Raw genomic sequence first — 18,011 nt, forward strand, 5'->3', positions numbered from 1 at the left:
AACTAAACCGAAATTCTCTTTTAATTAAAAAAATACAATACTATTTAAAACTTCTTGAATATATTTTTTAAAATGATTATATTAATAAGGTACTGTGCTTTTACGTACATTTTAAGGAGTTTTAATGAAATTATTAGATATACAAAACCTTCAAATGTCGGTCGGAGAAAAAACCATTCTTAAAGACCTCAATTTGAGTATAAACAAGGGTGAGGTTCATGTCGTTATGGGCCCGAACGGTGCCGGTAAGTCAACTTTAGCCGCTGCGATTGTCGGAAATCCCAAATTTAATATAGATTGCGGGAATATTTTTTTTGAAAATGAAAATATAAATGAAGTTCCCGTTTTTGAGAGAGCAAGAAAGGGGATTTTTCTTTCATTTCAAATACCCGAAGAGGTTCCGGGTTTAAAAATTGAAGAATTTTTACGTGCTTCAAAGGAGGCCGTTACCGGTGAAAAAATTCCTATGCTTAAATTTCATAAAGAGCTTACTGAAAAAATGAAAGAGCTTAAGATAAATTCTTCTTATGCAAACCGAAGTTTAAATGTAGGTTTTTCAGGCGGCGAAAAAAAGAAAAATGAAATTCTTCAGCTTGCAATTTTAAATCCGAAGTTGGCAATTCTTGATGAAACGGATTCGGGCCTTGATATTGACGCTACAAAGGTAGTATTTGAAGGAGTTTCAAAATTCCGAACACCCGATATGGGCATTTTAATTATTACTCACCATAATAAAGTTTTGGAATATATAAAACCGGATTTTGTTCATGTACTTGTAGACGGAACAATTGTCAAAACAGGCGGATTTGAGCTTGTCGAGTATATCGAAAAGCACGGCTACGAAAATATAAAAGAGAATTTATGATGCAAACTTTAAATGAAAAAAAACAAACGGCCGAAGCAAAGAACGGAAACGGAGAAGCGTCGAGTCTTTTTCAAAATAGAAAAAGAACCTTTGTTTCCGATATTGAGCGCGGCGTTTATGACATAAAAGATGATATACGGTATAATTATTCTACCGGGTTGGGTTTAAACGAAGAAGTCGTAAAAAAAATTTCCGAGCGTAAAAAAGAGCCGGATTGGATGCTTGATTTACGATTAAAATCTCTTAAACATTTTAAGGAACGGCCTATGCCCGGTTGGGGAGCGGATATTTCCGATTTGGATATTCAGGAAATTATTCACTACATAGTTTCCGATGAAAAACCTCTTGCCGAAAGTTGGGACGACGTTCCTGAAGAAATAAGAAAAACCTTCGACAGACTGGGGATTCCTGAAGCGGAGCGTACCTCGCTTGCGGGAGTCGGAGCTCAATACGATTCGGAAGTTGTATATCACAGCTTAAAAGCGGAGCTTGAAAAACAGGGCGTAGTTTACCTTGATATGGAAACCGCCGTACATAAATATGAAGATATTGTAAAAAAACATTTTATGCAGCTTATAAAACCTAACGACCATAAATTTGCGGCTTTGCACGGAGCGGTTTGGTCAGGCGGTTCCTTTGTGTATGTACCGAAGGGAGTTAGGGTAGAGCTTCCGCTTCAATCTTATTTCAGATTAAATGCACAGCAGTCCGGGCAGTTTGAACATACTCTTATTATAGTGGAAGAAGGAGCATATCTTCATTTTATCGAAGGCTGCAGCGCTCCGAAATATTATAAAAATGCCCTTCATGCTGGAGCTGTTGAGCTGTATGTAGGTAAAAAGGCGACGCTCAGGTATTCTACAATCGAAAACTGGTCGCGCAATTTATATAATTTAAATACAAAACGGGCGATAGTTGAAGAAGACGGCGCAATAGAATGGGTTTCAGGTTCCTTCGGTTCCCGAGTTACAATGCTTTATCCTATGAGTATTTTAAAAGGAGACCGTTCGCGCTCCGAATTTACAGGGGTAACCTTTGCTTCGGAAGGGCAGTGTCTCGATACGGGAACGAAAACGGTTCACATAGGGAAAAACACGGTTTCGGAAATGCGGTCCCGCTCCATAGCAAAAAACGGGGGGGAAGCAAATTATCGAGGCCTTTTAAAAATTAACGCTTCCGCCTCAGGCTCAAAGGCCGTTGCGGAGTGTGAATCCCTAATGCTTGATGACATGTCGCGCTCCGATACAATCCCGATTATCGAATCGCATACCGATGATGTCGATATAGGCCATGAGGCTAAAATCGGGCGGATAAGCGAAAGTATGGTTTTTTATTTAATGCAGCGCGGGCTTGATGAAGCGGCCGCAAAGTCGCTTATTATAAAGGGCTTTGTAGAACCTATTTCAAAAGAACTTCCGCTGGAATATGCGGTGGAGTTAAACAATTTGATTACAATCGAATTGGAAGGAACTATAGGGTAGGGCTATAATATGAACAAAACTTATTTTAAAAGATTGGATTATACAAAAGAGGATATTCCAGCTAAAGAGTTTACAAATCTTGTGTTTAGCGGAAAAGGAAATAATATAGAGTATATGCCGATAGAGAATTTTTTGGCTTCCGCAAGTCCCGATGAGGTAAAAAAGATTTTTGATTTTACAAAATCGGTGCGGGAAAAAAATTGCGGCTTGGGTGAGATTTATATTCAGGAAGTAAAAGATAAACGGAATTCCGGTGTTTATATAAAAGTAAAAAAAGCAAAAACGGAAGAGGAAACCGCCAATTTATTTGTAAATTTTAATATGGATGAAAAAAATAATGTTTTATACGACCAAAGTTTTATTCATATTGAGGAAGGCTCCAAGGCAAAAATTTTTTTGTATTATGATGTTGCGGGATACGATTGCAGCAGGGCGGAACTTTTTAGAAACGGACTTTTAAGTATTATTGCGGAAAAAGATTCCGTTGTTGAATTGATAAAGGTTCAAAATCTTTCGCATTGCGGAATTAACTTTGAAACCGTAAAGCTCTATGCTCTTGAACATGCCGAAGTGCGCTTTTATGATATTCAGCTTGGAGGCAAAATAAACGGTTCTTCAACTTCAACTTATATGCCTGAGCAATGGGCGGACGTTCAAATTTTTCCTCTTTATTTTGCCGATAAAAACCGTAAAATCGACCTTGAACAAAACTTTATAATTAACGGAAAAAATTCTTCCGGAAGTATTTCCGCCCGCGGCGCCTTAAAAAACACCGCACATAAGATGTTTCGCGGAAATATTTTTTTAAATAAGGGTTGCAGCCATTCTTCCGCAAAATTTTCCGATAATACTATTATGCTGGATAAGACGACGGTAGGAGCCACTATTCCAACTATTTTTTGCGATGAAGATGACGTTATAGGGGAGCATGCTGCAAGTTTTGAAGCGGTAAACCGTGATAAATTATACTATTTGATGACACGCGGTTTTGACGAATTAAGCGCTAAAAAACTGATTATAGAAGCTGCTTTTAAACCGGTATTCGGTATGATAGACGATGAAGAAATTAAAGAAAGACTTTTAAACGAGTTCAGAGTTAATTTGGACGAAATTACCGAGTAGACGGTTTTTTAATATTTAACTTTATGTAAAGGTAAAAATGCGGTAAACTGAGGCTTATAAGTTTGTTAACTGAGCCTCAGTTTTATCGTATTTTAACGGTTGTTTTTAATCCTTTAAAACGCAGTCTAAAAAATCCTGCAAATAACTTGAACGTGTAATTTTTTTGTTCCATACCAAATAAATATTTCGGTATTTATGCGGAATATTTTCCAGCTCAAATGCCAAAAGTTTTTTATTTTTTACCATATCTTCAACGGCAATTTTTGAAATAAACGAGGTGCCGAGCCCTTGAGCGGCTAATTGTTTTATTACTTCCGTATCGTTGATTGAAGCCGTTATATTTAAAGACTCAATGTCTATATTTTCGTTTTTTAAAATCAATTCCATATTTTGTTTTACGGCTGAGCCGCATTCCCGTATAATAAACGGTTCTTCCGCAAGTCGCTTAAGTGAAGGTTTGGTCTTTTGCAGTTTTTGATAATAAGGAGTATTTGCGGTTATAAATACAAATTCATCTTTATATATCGGTTTAAACTCGCAATTTTCATCGCCCGTTTTCATTCCGACAATTCCCACATCGACTAAGTTGGAAGAAACTTTTTTAATCGTTTCCAAGCTGTTTTTTTCTTCAATGCGTACAAGAATGTCGGGATTTTTTTCTTTGAATTTTTTAACCGTGGACGGGATTATATAACCTGCAGGGATTGTCGAAGCGCCTATAGTTATTATTTTTTTCGGCGGATAAATAAACTGATCGACAACCTTTTTTCTTTGCGCCAACAGCTCTTTTGCCTGACTGTAAAGATTCGTTCCGGCCTCGGTAATTTTAAGTTCTCTTGTAGTACGTATAAACAAGGGGGTATTTAATTCTTTTTCCAAATTGCGTATAACTAAACTTACCGTAGGCTGCGATATATTTAAATTTGCCGCCGTGGTGGAAAAACTGAGATTTTCTACAAGTTCCGTGAAAATTTCCAAATGCTTAAATTCCATAAATCCTCCGAAATTATTTTACAAGAATATCTGTAATTTAATAAAAAGTCAATAAGTATTATTAAACGGCAAACGGGTCGTATTTATAAGCGGTCTTTACCATTCCGAAAAAAAATGCTAATATATCTTTATTGGAGTAATTATGCTGGAAATAAGGAATGTTTCAAAATCTTACGGGAATTCTAAAACCAAGGCGGTTGATAATATTTCCGTAACCGCTAAGGCGGGAGAAATCTTCGGCTTTTTGGGGCCTAACGGAGCAGGTAAAACTACCACAATTAAAATGATTACCGGTGTTTTAAATGCCAATGCGGGTTCCATTATCGTAGACGGAATAAATATTGCAGAGAATTCTATTGAAGCAAAGAAAAGAATAGGCTATGTAACTGATAATCCGGAGCTGTTTTCTCAATTAAAAGCGGCGGAGTTTTTGAATTTTATAGGGGACGTTTACGGCGTTTCTTCAGAAATAAGACGTGAAAGAGTAGAAAGATATACGGAGCTTTTCGGCATTAAAAATGTTTTAAACGGAAGTATAGGAAGTTTTTCTCACGGAATGAAGCAAAAACTTTTAGTTACCGCAAGCCTTATTCCGGACCCTGCCGTATGGGTTTTAGACGAGCCTATGGTAGGTCTGGACCCCAAGTCCGCATTTCAATTGAAGGAAATTATGCGTGAGCGGGCAAATAGCGGTAAGGTTGTTTTCTTTTCAACGCATGTTATGGAAGTGGCGGAAAAACTTTGCGATAGGCTTGCAATTATAAATGCAGGTAAAATTGTGTTTGAAGGCTCTCTTAACGAGCTGCGTGAAAAACGCGGCGAAAACGGTTCTTTAGAGAAATTGTTTTTGGAGCTTGTCGATACGGAATCGGATGTTTTTAAAACGGAAGGTTCTCAAGCCGCGGATTTAAAAACCGAATAGGAAAAAATTATGAAAGTTTTTGTTAAACTTATTAAAATCTATTTAGCTTCAGTTTTTAATTTTAAAAATTTAAAAGCGCAAATTCAAAAACGAAAACGGAAAAACGGTGAAACCGTAGTAAAAAATTCCGCTGCAAAAATAGTAGGTATAGCAGTTCTTTTTATTTTTGTATTTATGGAATTTTTGTTTATATTCGGTTTATATACTTACGGTCTTTACAGCGCCGCAAAAGATATGAACAATATTAAATTTTTATTTGAGGTTTCGGTATTTATAATTTCGCTTTTAAGTTTTATATTCGGATTTATACTTACGGCTTCAACTTATTATATAGGTGAAATAGAAGAGCAGTTTTTGTCTATGCCGATAAAACCTAAAGTACTTTTCGGTGCGAAATTCGCTGCAAATTGTGTAAACAGCCTTATAACTTCAGTGTCTTTTTTTGCAGTACTTATGTTTGTATACGGAATAAACGAAAAGCCTTATTTTTTATTTTATATTTGGGGGTTTATTTGCTCTTTGGTAATTCCTCTTCCGATGATCGCAGTGTGCTATTTTTTTAATATTTTTTTAATGCGCTTTACGCGGGTTTTTAAAAATAAAAATGTCATTATGATTATAAGCTCCGTAATAGGAATTTTAATTTCGCTTTGGTTTCAATATATATTTCAGTCAAGTACAAAAGGCGGTCTTGAAGATATTGCAGCAAAACTCAGCGGCGGTTCGGTTGTTTTTGAGCATTACGGATATTTTTATCCTCCGGTAAAATTGGTGGGAAAGATTTTAACCTCCTCCGAATCCTTAAGTGCGCTCTTATATCTTGTATTATTGATTGCTTTATGTGCGGCCTTTCCCGCCTTAGTTATCTTTTTTATGTCGAAAATGTATACTGAAAGTCTAATCGGTTTCGGGGAAAAGAAAGTAAAAAAGCTTGAAGCAAATGAGATTTCAAATTTTATACGAAAAAAAATAAAATCTATGCCGCCTTTAGCTGCATATACAAAAAGAGAATTCGATATGATGAATAGAACCCCTATTTATTTTTTAAACGGCCCCTTCATTATTATTTTTATGCCGGTCTTATTGGCAGTAATTTTCTTTGCAAAAGGAATAAACCTAAATTCGATTCCTTCTTCGTTATTTTCTTTTATGCATGAAAGTACCGGTTTTGTAGTTGCAGGGCTTGCCGCCGGTTTTTTGGGTTCAATGAGCAATATTGCAGATACGGCTCTTTCGCGAGATGCAAAATTTCTTCCGTTTATAAAAAGTCTTCCTGTGAATATTTCGGAGTACATGTATGCAAAGTTGATACATTCTATGATTTTTGCAGTGTTTGCGGTACTAATAGGAGTGGGAATCCCTGCTTTTATTTTTAAGTTCGATATACTGAATATAGTTTTAGCTTCGCTTACGGCTCTTTCATTTTCAGGTTTAACGAATTTAATCAGTTTATTTTTGGATACGGCACATCCCAAACTGCATTGGGACAACCCCGTTTCGGCAATGAAGCAAAATATAAATGTTTTATTTATGACGCTGTTTAATTTTATAATGACTGCTGTTTCAGTTACGGTTTTAATTTTTGCACGTAATGCTTATACGTGGGTATTGGTTGTATACTTTATCGCTATCCCTTTTGGAATTTTTGCCGTGTTAATAAAACCTTACGGTATATATGCCGAAAAGAAGATAGCAAAACTTGAACTATAAGTTTAATTCCTAAAACGGTTTAAAATAACCGTCTTTAGGAATTATTTTATATAAAATATTTTATCTGCAATCTTGTCGTAATTATTTTTATGAGTTATCATTAAAATAAGTTTATCCGTTTTTAATTCCGATAAGATTTCGGTTAAAGCTATACTTGTTTCAGTATCAAGAGCGTTTTCAATTTCATCAAATAAGATGAGTTTTTATTTTAAAACCGACTTATTAATTAAATTTATCGTTTTTCTCTTAGGGTTTAAGTGCGGATAAAAATTTTAATCTAAAGGTTTTACAATAATATACTGACGGAATAATCGTTAAAAAAATCTATATAAATGAATTCATAGTATAAAAATAAAGTCCGTAAGTTTTATATTCCTTTGTGTTTTCCGCTTAAAGTTTTTTTGTTGTAAGCCGATATATAAGTATCGGCAAGTCGGTTCCCCTCCCACCCGCCGGCTTGCCGAGAGCCTTGGTTGGCGGCCGGTTTTTTAAACCGGCTCTTTTTTTTTATTCGCACGGAGGGTTTAATCCGCTTATAACCGCTTATGGTTTGTGAACGGTACCTTACGTAAGTTTTATACTTTTATATGACAATATTTACAAGTTTATCGGGAACAACGATAACCTTTCTTACAGGCTTATCTGCAATATGCCTTACGGCACCTTCATTTAAAAGAGCGGTTTTTTCAAGTTCTTCTTTAGAAGTGCCTTTTTCGGCTTCGAATTTACCGCGAACCTTTCCGTTTACTTGAACTACAACCGTACAGGTTTGGTCAATACAAAATTTTTCAACATACATAGGCCAATGAGAATAGGCAATAGATTCTTTGTTATCCAGTTTTTGCCACAGCTCTTCACCTAAATGAGGTGCATAGGGGCTTAAAAGTTTTACAAAATTATACCATACGTAGCGCGGAATTTTTTTATATTTTGAAACTTCGTTTACAAAAATCATCATTTGGCTTATTGCCGTATTAAAATTTAAACTTGCCGTATCTTCCGTTACCTTTTTAATTGTTTTATTTAAAAGAATCGTAAGAGCCTTAGTTTCTTCCGTGGAAGTGTCGTTTACGGGGGTATCATAAATTTCCCTTTCGGATAAATTCCATACCCTTTCTAAAAATCTGAATACTCCGATTATTCCGTTTGTATTCCACGGTTTTGAAACTTCCAATGGGCCTAAAAACATTTCATAAAGACGGCAGGAATCGGCTCCGTATTCTTTTATTATTTCATCGGGGGTAATAACGTTTTTTAAACTCTTTGACATCTTGGCTATAACTTGTTCAAGTTTTTCCCCTGTGGCAATTTCTTCAAATTCGGTTTCGGAAATTTTTTTTACCCGGTCTACAGGAACAAGGGTTTTATTTTTTCGCATATAAGCGGACGCTGTTATAAGCCCTTGGTTAACGAGTTTTTTAAAAGGCTCTTCCGTAGAAACAAGCCCTAAATCGTATAAAACCTTATGCCAAAAGCGGGCATACAATAAATGCAAAACGGCATGTTCGGCCCCTCCTATATAAAGATTAACCGGCATCCAATAATCGCATTTTTCTTTATTTGCAAATTCTTTTTCGTTATCGGGGTCGATGTAGCGTAAATAATACCAGCAAGAGCCTGCCCATTGAGGCATTGTATTTGTTTCACGCTTTGCAGCGGCTCCGCATTTGGGGCATTTTGTATTTACCCACGAGTCTATAGCCGCTAAGGGGCTTTCTCCGGTGCCGGCAGGCGTATAGCTTTTAACTTCCGGCAGAGTAACGGGTAAATCTTTTTCATTTACAGGTACGACACCGCAATGAGGACAATGTACCAGAGGAATGGGTTCTCCCCAATACCTTTGGCGGCTGAAAATCCAATCCCGCAGTTTATAATTAACCGCTTTTTTCCCGATTCCCTTTTTTTCAAGAAGTTCGGTAATTTTAGATTTCGCTTCTTCCGTCGTTAATCCTGTAAATTCTCCCGAGTTAACCGAATACCCGTCTCCGCTTGTGCAGTTTTCGGGTATTGAAGAATAGTCACCTTCTTTTCCCTTGTTTTTCCATTCTTCTTCGGAAGCTACGACTTGAATTTTTTCCAAACCGAATTTTGAAGCAAATTCGAAGTCGCGTTCATCGTGAGCGGGTACTGCCATAATAGCCCCGGTTCCGTATGAAATTAAGATATAATCCGAAATCCAAATAGGAATGTTTTTACCTGTAAGAGGATTTATTGCATAAGCTCCGGTAAAAACACCCGTTTTGGTTTTTGCCAAATCCGTACGTTCAAGGTCGCTTTTTTTTGCGGATTGACTTATGTATTGTTCAACGGCGGCTTTGTGCTCCGTGTCCGTAATTTCGCTTACAAGCTGATGTTCCGGAGCAAGAACCATATAGGTCGCACCGAAAAGGGTATCGGGGCGGGTAGTGTATACTTTTATTTTTTTTCCGCCGTTTCCGCCTGAAGAGGCTGCAAGTTCAAAATCTATTTCGGCTCCGTAACTTTTACCTATCCAATTCCGCTGCATTTGCTTAATCGAATCGGGCCAATCCAAATTTTCTAAGCCTTCCAGGAGTTTATCCGCATATTCCGTAATTTTTAAAATCCATTGGCGTAAATTTTTGCGTTCAACTTGAGAGCCGCATCTGTCGCAATGACCTTCTTTTACTTCTTCATTTGCAAGACCGGTTAAACAGGAAGGGCACCAGTTAATGGGAGCCTCTTTTTCGTAAGCAAGCCCTTTTTTATAAAGCTGTAAAAAAATCCATTGAGTCCATTTATAGTAATCTTCTTCGCTTGTAGAAAGCTCCCTTTCCCAATCGTAAGAAAGCCCGAGCGATTTTATCTGTCTTTTAAAATTTTCGATATTTTTATCGGTTGTAAGACGGGGATGAGTACCTGTTTTAATTGCATAATTTTCGGCAGGAAGTCCGAAGGAATCAAAGCCCATTGGGTGTAAAACATTGTATCCGTTCATGCGTAAAAAACGGCTGTAAATATCCGTAGCCGAATATCCTTCGGGGTGTCCTACATGAAGACCTTCGCCTGAAGGGTAGGGGAACATATCCAAAATATAAGCCCTTCTTTCTTTCGGAAAATTCTTATCTTCCGTTGTCTTAAATGTTTTATTTTCTTCCCAATATTTTTGCCATTTCGGTTCTATTGTGCTGAATGGATATGACGACATAATTTTCTCCCGTTCATTAAGCTAATTATAAATTGCCGAAAGATAATATACTAAAATAAAAAAAAAAGCAATAAGCGTATATTTTAAGTATCGGTTATAAAGGCATTACGTAAAAAAGTTGCGGGTGGAGCTTATAGAGAAAATAGAATTTATTGACAAGACTTTTCTTTTTTGTTAAGATTAATCATTAGATAAAAAAGGAGTTAAAATATGTTGTATCAAAAAATGTTATCTGTGGAAAAGAAAAACCGTTTCCATTCTCTGGGTATTAAACTTTTGTTTTTTACATTCGTTTTATTTTTAATTCAGTATGCAATTATCGCATATAAGGATTGGAGAAGTCTTGAAAATTTTTCCGAAAACCAAATAAAGATGATGGCGGATTTAAAGCACTCGGCTTTTACCAATGAATTAAATAAGTATGAGTTAATGGGAACAATATTATTGGATTCGGTTTCAGGCGATGATGAAATTATCGAAGCTTTTTCGGAGCGGAATCGTAAGGCTCTTGCGGACATGACGGTGCCTTTTTTTGAAGAGATGAAAAAAAAGTACGGTGCCAAGCAATTCCACTTTCATACGGCGCCTGCTTATTCGTTTTTAAGAGTTCAAAATCCGAACAAATTCGGCGATGATCTTTCCGGTTTCAGACAGACCGTTTTAAAAGCGAATTCGGAAAAAATAGAAGTGCACGGGCTTGAGGTAGGTGTAAGCGATTTAGGGTTTAGAGTTGTAAAACCTCTTTTTGATTCTTCCGGAAAGCATATAGGTTCCGTAGAATACGGCGGAGCGGTAGACAGTGAATTTATAGAAAATTTTACAGGAAACTGTACTTCCGAAGTATTGGAAGGAGGTTTACAGGTAAGTGTATGCGCCCGTACCTTGGAAAATACTTATAAAATAATGGGCTCCAATTTTGAAAAAGATATTACGGAAGACAGTATCAATATAATAGAAGAATTTAATCATAAGAACTTTATTGTACGTATTGACGGAAATAAGGCTGCCGCTTATTATCCCTTATATGATTTTTCCGGTATGAAAATAGGCTACTCCAAATTTTTATATTCAATAGAACAAATTCAAAAAAGCAGAAATAATTTTTTTTTAAAGACAACCGTTATTTTATTTTTTATATTGCTTTTGTTTATGATAACTATTATAATTTTTACAAGGGTTTTTATTATCCGTCCCGTAAACAAGGTTATCGCTTTTCTTAAAAACATATCCGAAGGAGATTTAAGCGTTAAACTTCCCGTAATAAATAATGATGAAATAGGAAGATTAACGGGGTATTTTTCGCAAACAATCGAAAAAATAAGTAATATGATAAAATCGGTAACATCTCATTCTAACGAGATGAAAGAGGTGGGAGAGGTGCTTGCAAGTAATATGAGGGAAACGGCAAGCGCAATTCATCAAATAAGCGAAAACATAGAATCGGTAAAAATGCAGGCGCTGAATCAAAGCGAAAGCGTAATTGAAACTTCCGCAGCCATTGAACAGGTAATTAGCAAACTCGGAGAGTTGGACAACGATATCGAGATTCAAGCTTTAAGTATAGAGCAATCGTCTACCGCTGTAGAACAAATGGTTGTAAATATTGCTTCCGTTACAAAGAATTTGGAAAAAAATAACATGCTTATTAAAACCGTATATGAACAAACAAAAAACGGAAAAACGGAGCAAAGTCGGCGAATGTTGTTGTAGGTCAAATAGCGGAACTGTCCGCCTCCCTTCTTGAAGCAAGCGAGATTATTCAAAATATTGCAAACCAAACGAATCTTTTAGCAATGAATGCCGCAATTGAAGCCGCTCATGCCGGAGAGAGCGGAAAAGGTTTTGCCGTTGTAGCCGATGAGATACGAAAACTTGCGGAAGAATCGAATATGCAAGGTAAACAAATAGCTGAGGTTATAAAACAGTCAACGCAAATTATCGAAAAACTTACCGTCGAAGGCGAGGCGGCAGAGAATTCTTTTATTAAAGTATATGAGCTGGTAAATCAAATTTCGGAACAGGAAGAGTTGATGGTAAGCGCAATGAAAGAACAGGAAAACGGAAGCCGTGAGGTTTTACTTGCAATTAAAAACATAAATGAAATTACCGGAGGCGTAAAATCCCGTTCCGTTGAAATGCTTACGGGAGGAATTCAAGTTTCCGATGAGATGAAAAAACTTGATAAACTTACAAAAAAAATAACCGGCAGTATGAGTGAAATGGCTGTCGCCGCTTCTCAAATAAATAATGCGGGACAGGAAGTTAACAGTATTTCTCAAAAAAATAAGGAAAGTATAGAACAATTATCCGTTGAAGTGAATAAATTTAAAGTTTAATGCGGGCTAAAGAAGGGAAAGTTTAAATTTCCGGTTATAAGGGGCCTCTCTTGATTTTTTCTTTAAAATGACGAAAATAGTAATATGAAGAAATTTTGTATTTTACTTTTTTTTGCAAGCTTTACGGTTTTTGCCGAGGACGCAGCTTTACCCGATATCAAACCCGATAAAACGGGTTCGGAAAAGGTAGAGTATAATGCTTTAAAGCCGGCTGTTTCCGAACAAAGTCCGGAGCCTTTTTATTTTACCGAGTTTTCGGTTTTTGTACGCGATAAGGCTGTAGTTATAACGTGGAAAGCTTCTGCGGAAAAACGGAATGTAATTCTTTATCGTTCAATAAAAAGTTTTTCTTCTCTTATTTCTTTAACCGAGGCTGTTCCTCTTGCAAATATAACGGATACGGGTCTTCCGTATATTGATTATCCTGCCGCAGGTATTCCGTATTATTATGCAATTGCTGAAGAAAATCAAATAGCTTCAGGGAATATAAAATTTGTTGACGGAAAAAATACCGTAAGCGCCCCCGTAGAAATTTTGTTTTCGGGAGCCGAAGCGGATAGAGCGGCCGCTTACGATACACGACCCGTTCCTCTTCCGTTTTTAAATCCCGCAAAAGAAGAGCAAAAGCGTATTTTGTTTTTTTCTTCTCAAACGGAAAATCTTATAAGTTCTCTTACCGCGGAAAAAAGAGATTACCGGGAATTCGCTCTTTCTTCATTGAGGCGGGATTATTATATTTTTTCCGATGATAAAAAGACTCCCGAAGGCGGGGAAACAATGGAGCTTCAACGGATTTTAAAAGACAGTTTTTTAACTCAAAAATGGGAAAGATGTGAAAAAGAGCTTAACGCTTTTCTTTCGATTAGAAGAACAAGCCGGGTTGCCGCAAGGTCAAGATTTTATTTAGGAGAAGTTTTATTTTTTCAAAACAAATATGAGGCTGCTCTGTTAAAATTTTTAACAGCGCAGGATATGTATCCTGCGCAATCGGCCGAATGGGCTCAATACTGTCTTTTGGAGCTAGCGAATTCTTCTAAGCAAAGAAAGTAAAAGAGAGCTTTTTTGGCTGAAACTGGTATAATCCTCACTTGAGTTTTTTTCGTTATCTTTTAAAATAAGAATTACGGAATCTCCGGCATTCATTCTGTCGTAATAACCGTTTCTCTTTAAAATTCCTTCCGTTAAATCTTCTTCCGATTTTGAAGGTTCGAAAAACCCGAGTAAGTCGGAAGAGTTATAATTTACTCCTATTCCGTCTTTTTCAATTATAAGAGCGCCTTTTTTTATAACGGCAATTTGTATATCTTTTAAATCGGAATCGTGTTTTCCTATATCGATTACGGCTTCGTTTTGGTAGCGGTTTATTATCTTGCCTATAACGGGCAGTGCGGAAGAGAGGAGTTTTGTTAAACTGCGTACGCCGTTTGAAAAACGGTCGTTTCCGGAGCGGTATACGGCAAAGGTTTTTGCCTTAGCTCCCGTTCTTGAAGTATATAATTCCAAAATAAGGCGGATATCGCGTTCGTTTTCGCTCATTTTTATAATACCGAAGTAATCGTCTCCTGCGGTTCTCGATTTTTTAAAGGCTTCCGCATAGGAGGCGGGTTTTTCGGCATAAGATGTAATTTTTAAGCGCGGATTATGTGAAAAAATATCGGCCGCCATTATTTGGGTAATACGCTCCGCTTCCGGGTGGAGAACATTTGTACTTTCAAGCTCATAAAAAAGACCTATGGAAATATGCGCCTTATCCAGATAAAGCGGGTCTATTTTCCATTTTGTTTGCAGGGAGCTTAATAAATGCTTACTGTAAATTTCCACCGCATCGTTTACCCGTTTATTGCTTTTTACAATAGTTTGGATAAAAACCATTTGTTCCAAATAACGTTCCGGGTACCCCTGTCTTAAAAGAATTTGTGCATAGGCTTCACGGCTTTCGACATCATAGGGGTAAACTTTTAGTGCCCGTCTATATTCATATAGGGCTTGTTCCGTCATATTCCTTTTTGCAAAACCTAAACCTCTTTCGGCATGGTATTTTGAAAGTTCTTTTCTAAATTTATCTTCAAAATTTAAATTTTGAATTGCAGTTTCTTCCAAAAGGGTGCGCATAATTTCATTTTCGGGTTCTATGGAAAGGCCGACTTTTGCACTTGTCATAGCTTCGCCGGTTTTATTTAATTTTAAAAGACTCAGCGTTTTTAAATACCACGCATCGGCTCTGGAGCGCTTTTGCGAAATTCTCATATCTGAAATTTGAATCGTTTCTTCATACCTTTTTTGAGAATATAAAACGGAGGCCAGCAGGGCATAGGCGTCATCGTAATCGGTTTTTAGCCGGATTGCGGAATTGAGCCGTCCTTCCGCCGCTTCCAAATCGCCTGAAAGAGCGCTTAAATAAGCTGCAAAATAATGCACTTGCGGATTGTCTCCGTGAAATTCGAGAGCTTTTTTTTATATAATCTTCCGCAATAGATTTGTTTCCCGCTTCGTAGCTTACAAGGGCAAGAGAGAGAAGGGCTTTTCGGTTTTCACCCTGTCTTTTTAAGGCTTCTTTATAAATATCCGAGGCGGCATAAAGTTTCCCGTGAAGTACTTCTATTTCCGCCAAACCGAATCTTGCTTCGGGGTTATTGGGATATTTTTGTAAAACGGTTTTAAATATTTTTTCAGCTTCTTCAATGCGGCTTAAACCTACTAAAATAAAGCCGTGTAAATTTTGTAAATCGGCATCGTCTTTTTTATAGCTTCGGGCGGTTTCTACGGAAGAAAGCGCTTGGTCGTACTCGTTAAGGGCATAAAAACATTCGGCCAAACCCTGATAGACTAAATTATATGAAGGGTTTTCCTTTAAAGCCGATTGATACATTTCTATTGCGGAATACCAATCTTCCCGCATTTGAAACTCGGTTCCCCTACGGTACAGTTCGGCAGGATTTGAAAATAAGCAAATCGAAAAACAAATAAAAATATATAAAATGAAACAGGTCTTTTTCATAATTTCCCTCTAAAATATAAACAAAAAAATCGTCTATATTATACAATATTATCCGTAAAAATGCAAAGGCCGTACTTGTTTTTTGCCGTAAACCGTAAACCGCTTGAATTTAAAAGAAAAATATTGTATATTTATAAATCAAGATTGGGTAAAGTTAATAAAATTAATAAAGTTTAAGAATCCGCAAAGGGAAATTTTACGGGTTTTACAGTAAACGGCAGGGTTTAAACTGCCTTAAAGTTTCTATGCGGAAATAGAGCTTTTATTATATGAGGTCTTGATTTGATAAAGAAGATTATTTTTATTGCGTTTATCGCTGCAAGTTTTTTTATGTTTGCCGCCTGCCCGGATAATATTAAATTTAAGCCGAAAAAAGAATCGGTTGTACAAGCCGCTGAAAGTGAGCAGTCCGCAAAAAGTGAGCTTTCCGGCACAGCCTTCGATAATTCACAAAATACCGTAAAAAAAGATCTTGAAGAACAAAAAAATCCCGAAGCCGGTGTTCCCGCTCCTTTTACAAACTTAAAATTTCCGGAATATAAGGATGTGGAAGTTTCTTTAATCACGGGCGAAGAATATACGCTTCCTGAAAAAGTGGAGTCCGATTTTCCGGAGTATAACGGCGAAAGTATTGAAATACGAAATAGGACTGTATTTGCAATAAATCCTGGAAGGAGCATATTAAAGGTTAAAATTAAAGATATACCCAATCCCGTTAATTTTACATTTAATATTACCGCCGATTCTAAGATAACTGTAGACAGAAAGGAAATTAAAATTACCGACAGAATACGTAACGAGAATTCTCCTTCCGAATATACGGTTACCGTTACGAAGCAATCGAAGCATACACAATATAAATTGGGCTCTTTACCCGAATGGATTAAATGTGAAAGTTCGGTTACCGAGGATTTAAAAGATAAGTATAAGTTTATACTTTCAAATGACAGTTTTTTCGATAGAAATGCGGAAATAGTTTTTACAAATACCGAAGGGAAAACTCTAAGTACAATTTCGGTAAGGCAAGACGGGAATTATAACTTAAAACGAACATATCAATGGGTAAAAGGTGTTAAAGCACCTATGGAATCGGATCTAAAAAAGAATAATCCAAGTATATCTCCCTTACTTATTGATTGGGAAGAATCTGAAACTACTACATGGTATAATGTAGTAAAACTCGCATATAGCGGAGTAAATACGGGGTTTGCAAATGATTCCAATCTTTGTTGGGCAATGACGGGTGCAAATATGCTTCACTGGTGGCTTGAACAAAACAAAGAGAATATACGGAAGTATATGGCAGTAAATAATATTACGGATTCTGCAGGTTATTATAATACATATAACCGTACAAAAATCGATTCCGATAAAAGCGATATCGCTCAAGCTGCGAGAAGTTGTATAAATTTTAGGGCCGCAGGCGGAGACGTTAGAACCCTTTTTAACTGGTATATTTCAGGAAAAAATCTTCCGGCAGGTCAGCGCCCGAACGGATATAAAGATGCACCCGGATATTTCCGTGATATTTTTCCCGATACAACACCTATAGTAAATGAACAATATGTTAATTCAAAGGAGCAGTTAGAAAGCGTAATAAAAGAAGCTTTTGATAAAGATGAGAGTATTGCAGTAGACTATTTTATTTATCAATCCGGCAGGAACGGCAGACATATAGTTACAATATGGGGTGCAGGCTATGATGAAAAGGGTAATTTAATTGAATTGTGGGTTGCAGATTCAAATATATCGCCTTCAAAAATTTTTCCGATGGGAATTTGTTATAAATCTCAGCCCTATTTTATAAATTTTTCTGCAAATTATCCTACATCTTATAATATTGAAGGTATAGTACGGCTTAATACCGGAGAAGAGCATTTTAAAAAATATTTTGAAAACAAAAAATAAGAATATACTGATATTGTTCTTTAAGCTTATCAGCTTAAAGAGCCTTATCTCGGATATAAAGATAAATTCCGCACTTAACTTGCGGTAAGGAGTTTTAAATGAAACAAAAGAAATTTATTTCGGTAGTTGGAGTGCTTATTTTAATGATTTGCACTGTTATGTCGGTTACAGGCTGCGGTAAGAAAAGCAGCACATATATGGGCTCGTATTCGGGAAAATATACTGAAAAAGACTCTCATGGATTAAGAAATTGGGCGGGTTCCGTTGATAAGGACGGAAACTTTAAGGTATCCCTCCTTGACCTTTCAGACAAGGTAACACAAACGCTTGATTTGAAGGTTTCAAAAGACGGTGCCGTTTCAGGTAATATAAAAATTTCTGATAAAAATGTGACAATCACAGGTACCATAGATAAAGCCTATAAGGTTTCGTGTATCGCGACTGTCGGCGGAGTAAAATTTTTAAGTTTTACGGGTGTAAAAAAATAAATAAGGCTTAACCGCTTAAAAA

The 18,011-nt window shown here is 36.6% G+C and carries 12 protein-coding genes and 1 pseudogene; 9 read left to right on the top strand and 4 right to left on the bottom strand.

Annotated elements, in window-relative coordinates:
* Nucleotides 1-124: 124 nt before the first annotated feature.
* Genes sufC through sufD form a run of 3 tightly spaced genes read left to right on the top strand, consistent with a single transcriptional unit; the run spans nucleotide 125 to nucleotide 3,468 of the window.
* Entirely contained in the window at nucleotides 125-865 is a 741-nt protein-coding gene (sufC, locus tag DYQ05_RS07270; protein ID WP_020965347.1) for a Fe-S cluster assembly ATPase SufC, read from the top strand.
* The gene (gene sufB / locus DYQ05_RS07275) at nucleotides 865-2,346 is read left to right on the top strand and encodes a Fe-S cluster assembly protein SufB (protein ID WP_206184116.1); all 1,482 of its coding nucleotides are present in this window, start codon (nucleotides 865-867) and stop codon (nucleotides 2,344-2,346) included. Before sufC ends, sufB begins: the two co-directional genes overlap by 1 nt.
* Nucleotides 2,347-2,355: 9 nt before the next feature.
* The gene (gene sufD / locus DYQ05_RS07280) at nucleotides 2,356-3,468 is read left to right on the top strand and encodes a Fe-S cluster assembly protein SufD (RefSeq protein WP_020965349.1); all 1,113 of its coding nucleotides are present in this window, start codon (nucleotides 2,356-2,358) and stop codon (nucleotides 3,466-3,468) included.
* A 105-nt stretch (nucleotides 3,469-3,573) separates the two neighbouring features.
* Here the strand turns inward: sufD and DYQ05_RS07285 are convergent, their stop codons facing one another.
* Entirely contained in the window at nucleotides 3,574-4,461 is an 888-nt protein-coding gene (locus DYQ05_RS07285; RefSeq protein ID WP_024467613.1) for a selenium metabolism-associated LysR family transcriptional regulator, read from the bottom strand.
* A gap of 142 nt (nucleotides 4,462-4,603) precedes the next feature.
* Here DYQ05_RS07285 and DYQ05_RS07290 point away from each other — a divergent pair, with 142 nt between their 5' ends.
* Both DYQ05_RS07290 and DYQ05_RS07295 read left to right on the top strand, forming a co-directional pair.
* Nucleotides 4,604-5,383 carry an ABC transporter ATP-binding protein gene (locus DYQ05_RS07290; protein WP_020965351.1) on the top strand — a complete coding sequence of 260 codons (780 nt, stop codon included), beginning with the start codon at nucleotides 4,604-4,606 and terminating at the stop codon, nucleotides 5,381-5,383.
* Nucleotides 5,384-5,392: 9 nt separating this feature from the next.
* Complete coding sequence (locus tag DYQ05_RS07295; RefSeq protein ID WP_206183183.1) at nucleotides 5,393-7,093, top strand: hypothetical protein; 1,701 nt, start codon at nucleotides 5,393-5,395, stop codon at nucleotides 7,091-7,093.
* A gap of 583 nt (nucleotides 7,094-7,676) precedes the next feature.
* Here DYQ05_RS07295 and leuS read toward each other — a convergent pair.
* Entirely contained in the window at nucleotides 7,677-10,259 is a 2,583-nt protein-coding gene (gene leuS / locus DYQ05_RS07300) for a leucine--tRNA ligase (protein ID WP_029410600.1), read from the bottom strand.
* A 210-nt stretch (nucleotides 10,260-10,469) separates the two neighbouring features.
* On the opposite strand from leuS, the pseudogene DYQ05_RS07305 reads away from it, so the two are divergent.
* Both DYQ05_RS07305 and DYQ05_RS07310 read left to right on the top strand, forming a co-directional pair.
* Nucleotides 10,470-12,595 (top strand): annotated as a pseudogene (locus tag DYQ05_RS07305) (methyl-accepting chemotaxis protein).
* Nucleotides 12,596-12,679: 84 nt separating this feature from the next.
* Complete coding sequence (locus DYQ05_RS07310; RefSeq protein WP_024469906.1) at nucleotides 12,680-13,645, top strand: tetratricopeptide repeat protein; 966 nt, start codon at nucleotides 12,680-12,682, stop codon at nucleotides 13,643-13,645.
* Here DYQ05_RS07310 and DYQ05_RS07315 read toward each other — a convergent pair.
* Nucleotides 13,616-15,013, bottom strand: coding sequence for a tetratricopeptide repeat protein (locus DYQ05_RS07315; RefSeq protein WP_252723282.1), 1,398 nt, complete (start codon nucleotides 15,011-15,013; stop codon nucleotides 13,616-13,618). The two genes, DYQ05_RS07310 and DYQ05_RS07315, sit on opposite strands and share 30 nt — an antisense overlap.
* Complete coding sequence (locus tag DYQ05_RS13805) at nucleotides 14,913-15,593, bottom strand: tetratricopeptide repeat protein (RefSeq protein ID WP_252723283.1); 681 nt, start codon at nucleotides 15,591-15,593, stop codon at nucleotides 14,913-14,915. The genes DYQ05_RS07315 and DYQ05_RS13805 overlap by 101 nt, the downstream gene beginning before the upstream one ends.
* A 282-nt stretch (nucleotides 15,594-15,875) precedes the next feature.
* Between DYQ05_RS13805 and DYQ05_RS07320 the strand changes: the two genes are divergently transcribed.
* A complete protein-coding gene (locus DYQ05_RS07320; RefSeq protein ID WP_206183184.1) occupies nucleotides 15,876-17,501 on the top strand; it encodes an IdeS/Mac family cysteine endopeptidase in 1,626 nt (541 codons plus the stop codon).
* Between the two features lie 98 nt (nucleotides 17,502-17,599).
* On the top strand, nucleotides 17,600-17,989 hold the full coding sequence (locus DYQ05_RS07325; protein ID WP_206183185.1) for a hypothetical protein: 390 nt from the start codon (nucleotides 17,600-17,602) through the stop codon (nucleotides 17,987-17,989).
* Nucleotides 17,990-18,011 lie beyond the last annotated feature (22 nt).

The sequence above is a fragment of the Treponema pedis genome (genome assembly GCF_017161325.1).
GTDB classification, from domain to species: Bacteria; Spirochaetota; Spirochaetia; order Treponematales; family Treponemataceae; genus Treponema_B; species Treponema_B pedis.

Coding starts and splice junctions, on each gene's coding strand:
- sufB (WP_206184116.1), top strand. CDS start 865: ATGCAAACTTTAAATGAAAAAAAACAAACGGCCGAAGCAAAGAACGGA.
- DYQ05_RS13805 (WP_252723283.1), bottom strand. CDS start 15,593: ATGAAAAAGACCTGTTTCATTTTATATATTTTTATTTGTTTTTCGATT.
- DYQ05_RS07285 (WP_024467613.1), bottom strand. CDS start 4,461: ATGGAATTTAAGCATTTGGAAATTTTCACGGAACTTGTAGAAAATCTC.
- DYQ05_RS07325 (WP_206183185.1), top strand. CDS start 17,600: ATGAAACAAAAGAAATTTATTTCGGTAGTTGGAGTGCTTATTTTAATG.
- DYQ05_RS07310 (WP_024469906.1), top strand. CDS start 12,680: ATGAAGAAATTTTGTATTTTACTTTTTTTTGCAAGCTTTACGGTTTTT.
- sufC (WP_020965347.1), top strand. CDS start 125: ATGAAATTATTAGATATACAAAACCTTCAAATGTCGGTCGGAGAAAAA.
- sufD (WP_020965349.1), top strand. CDS start 2,356: ATGAACAAAACTTATTTTAAAAGATTGGATTATACAAAAGAGGATATT.
- DYQ05_RS07295 (WP_206183183.1), top strand. CDS start 5,393: ATGAAAGTTTTTGTTAAACTTATTAAAATCTATTTAGCTTCAGTTTTT.
- DYQ05_RS07290 (WP_020965351.1), top strand. CDS start 4,604: ATGCTGGAAATAAGGAATGTTTCAAAATCTTACGGGAATTCTAAAACC.
- leuS (WP_029410600.1), bottom strand. CDS start 10,259: ATGTCGTCATATCCATTCAGCACAATAGAACCGAAATGGCAAAAATAT.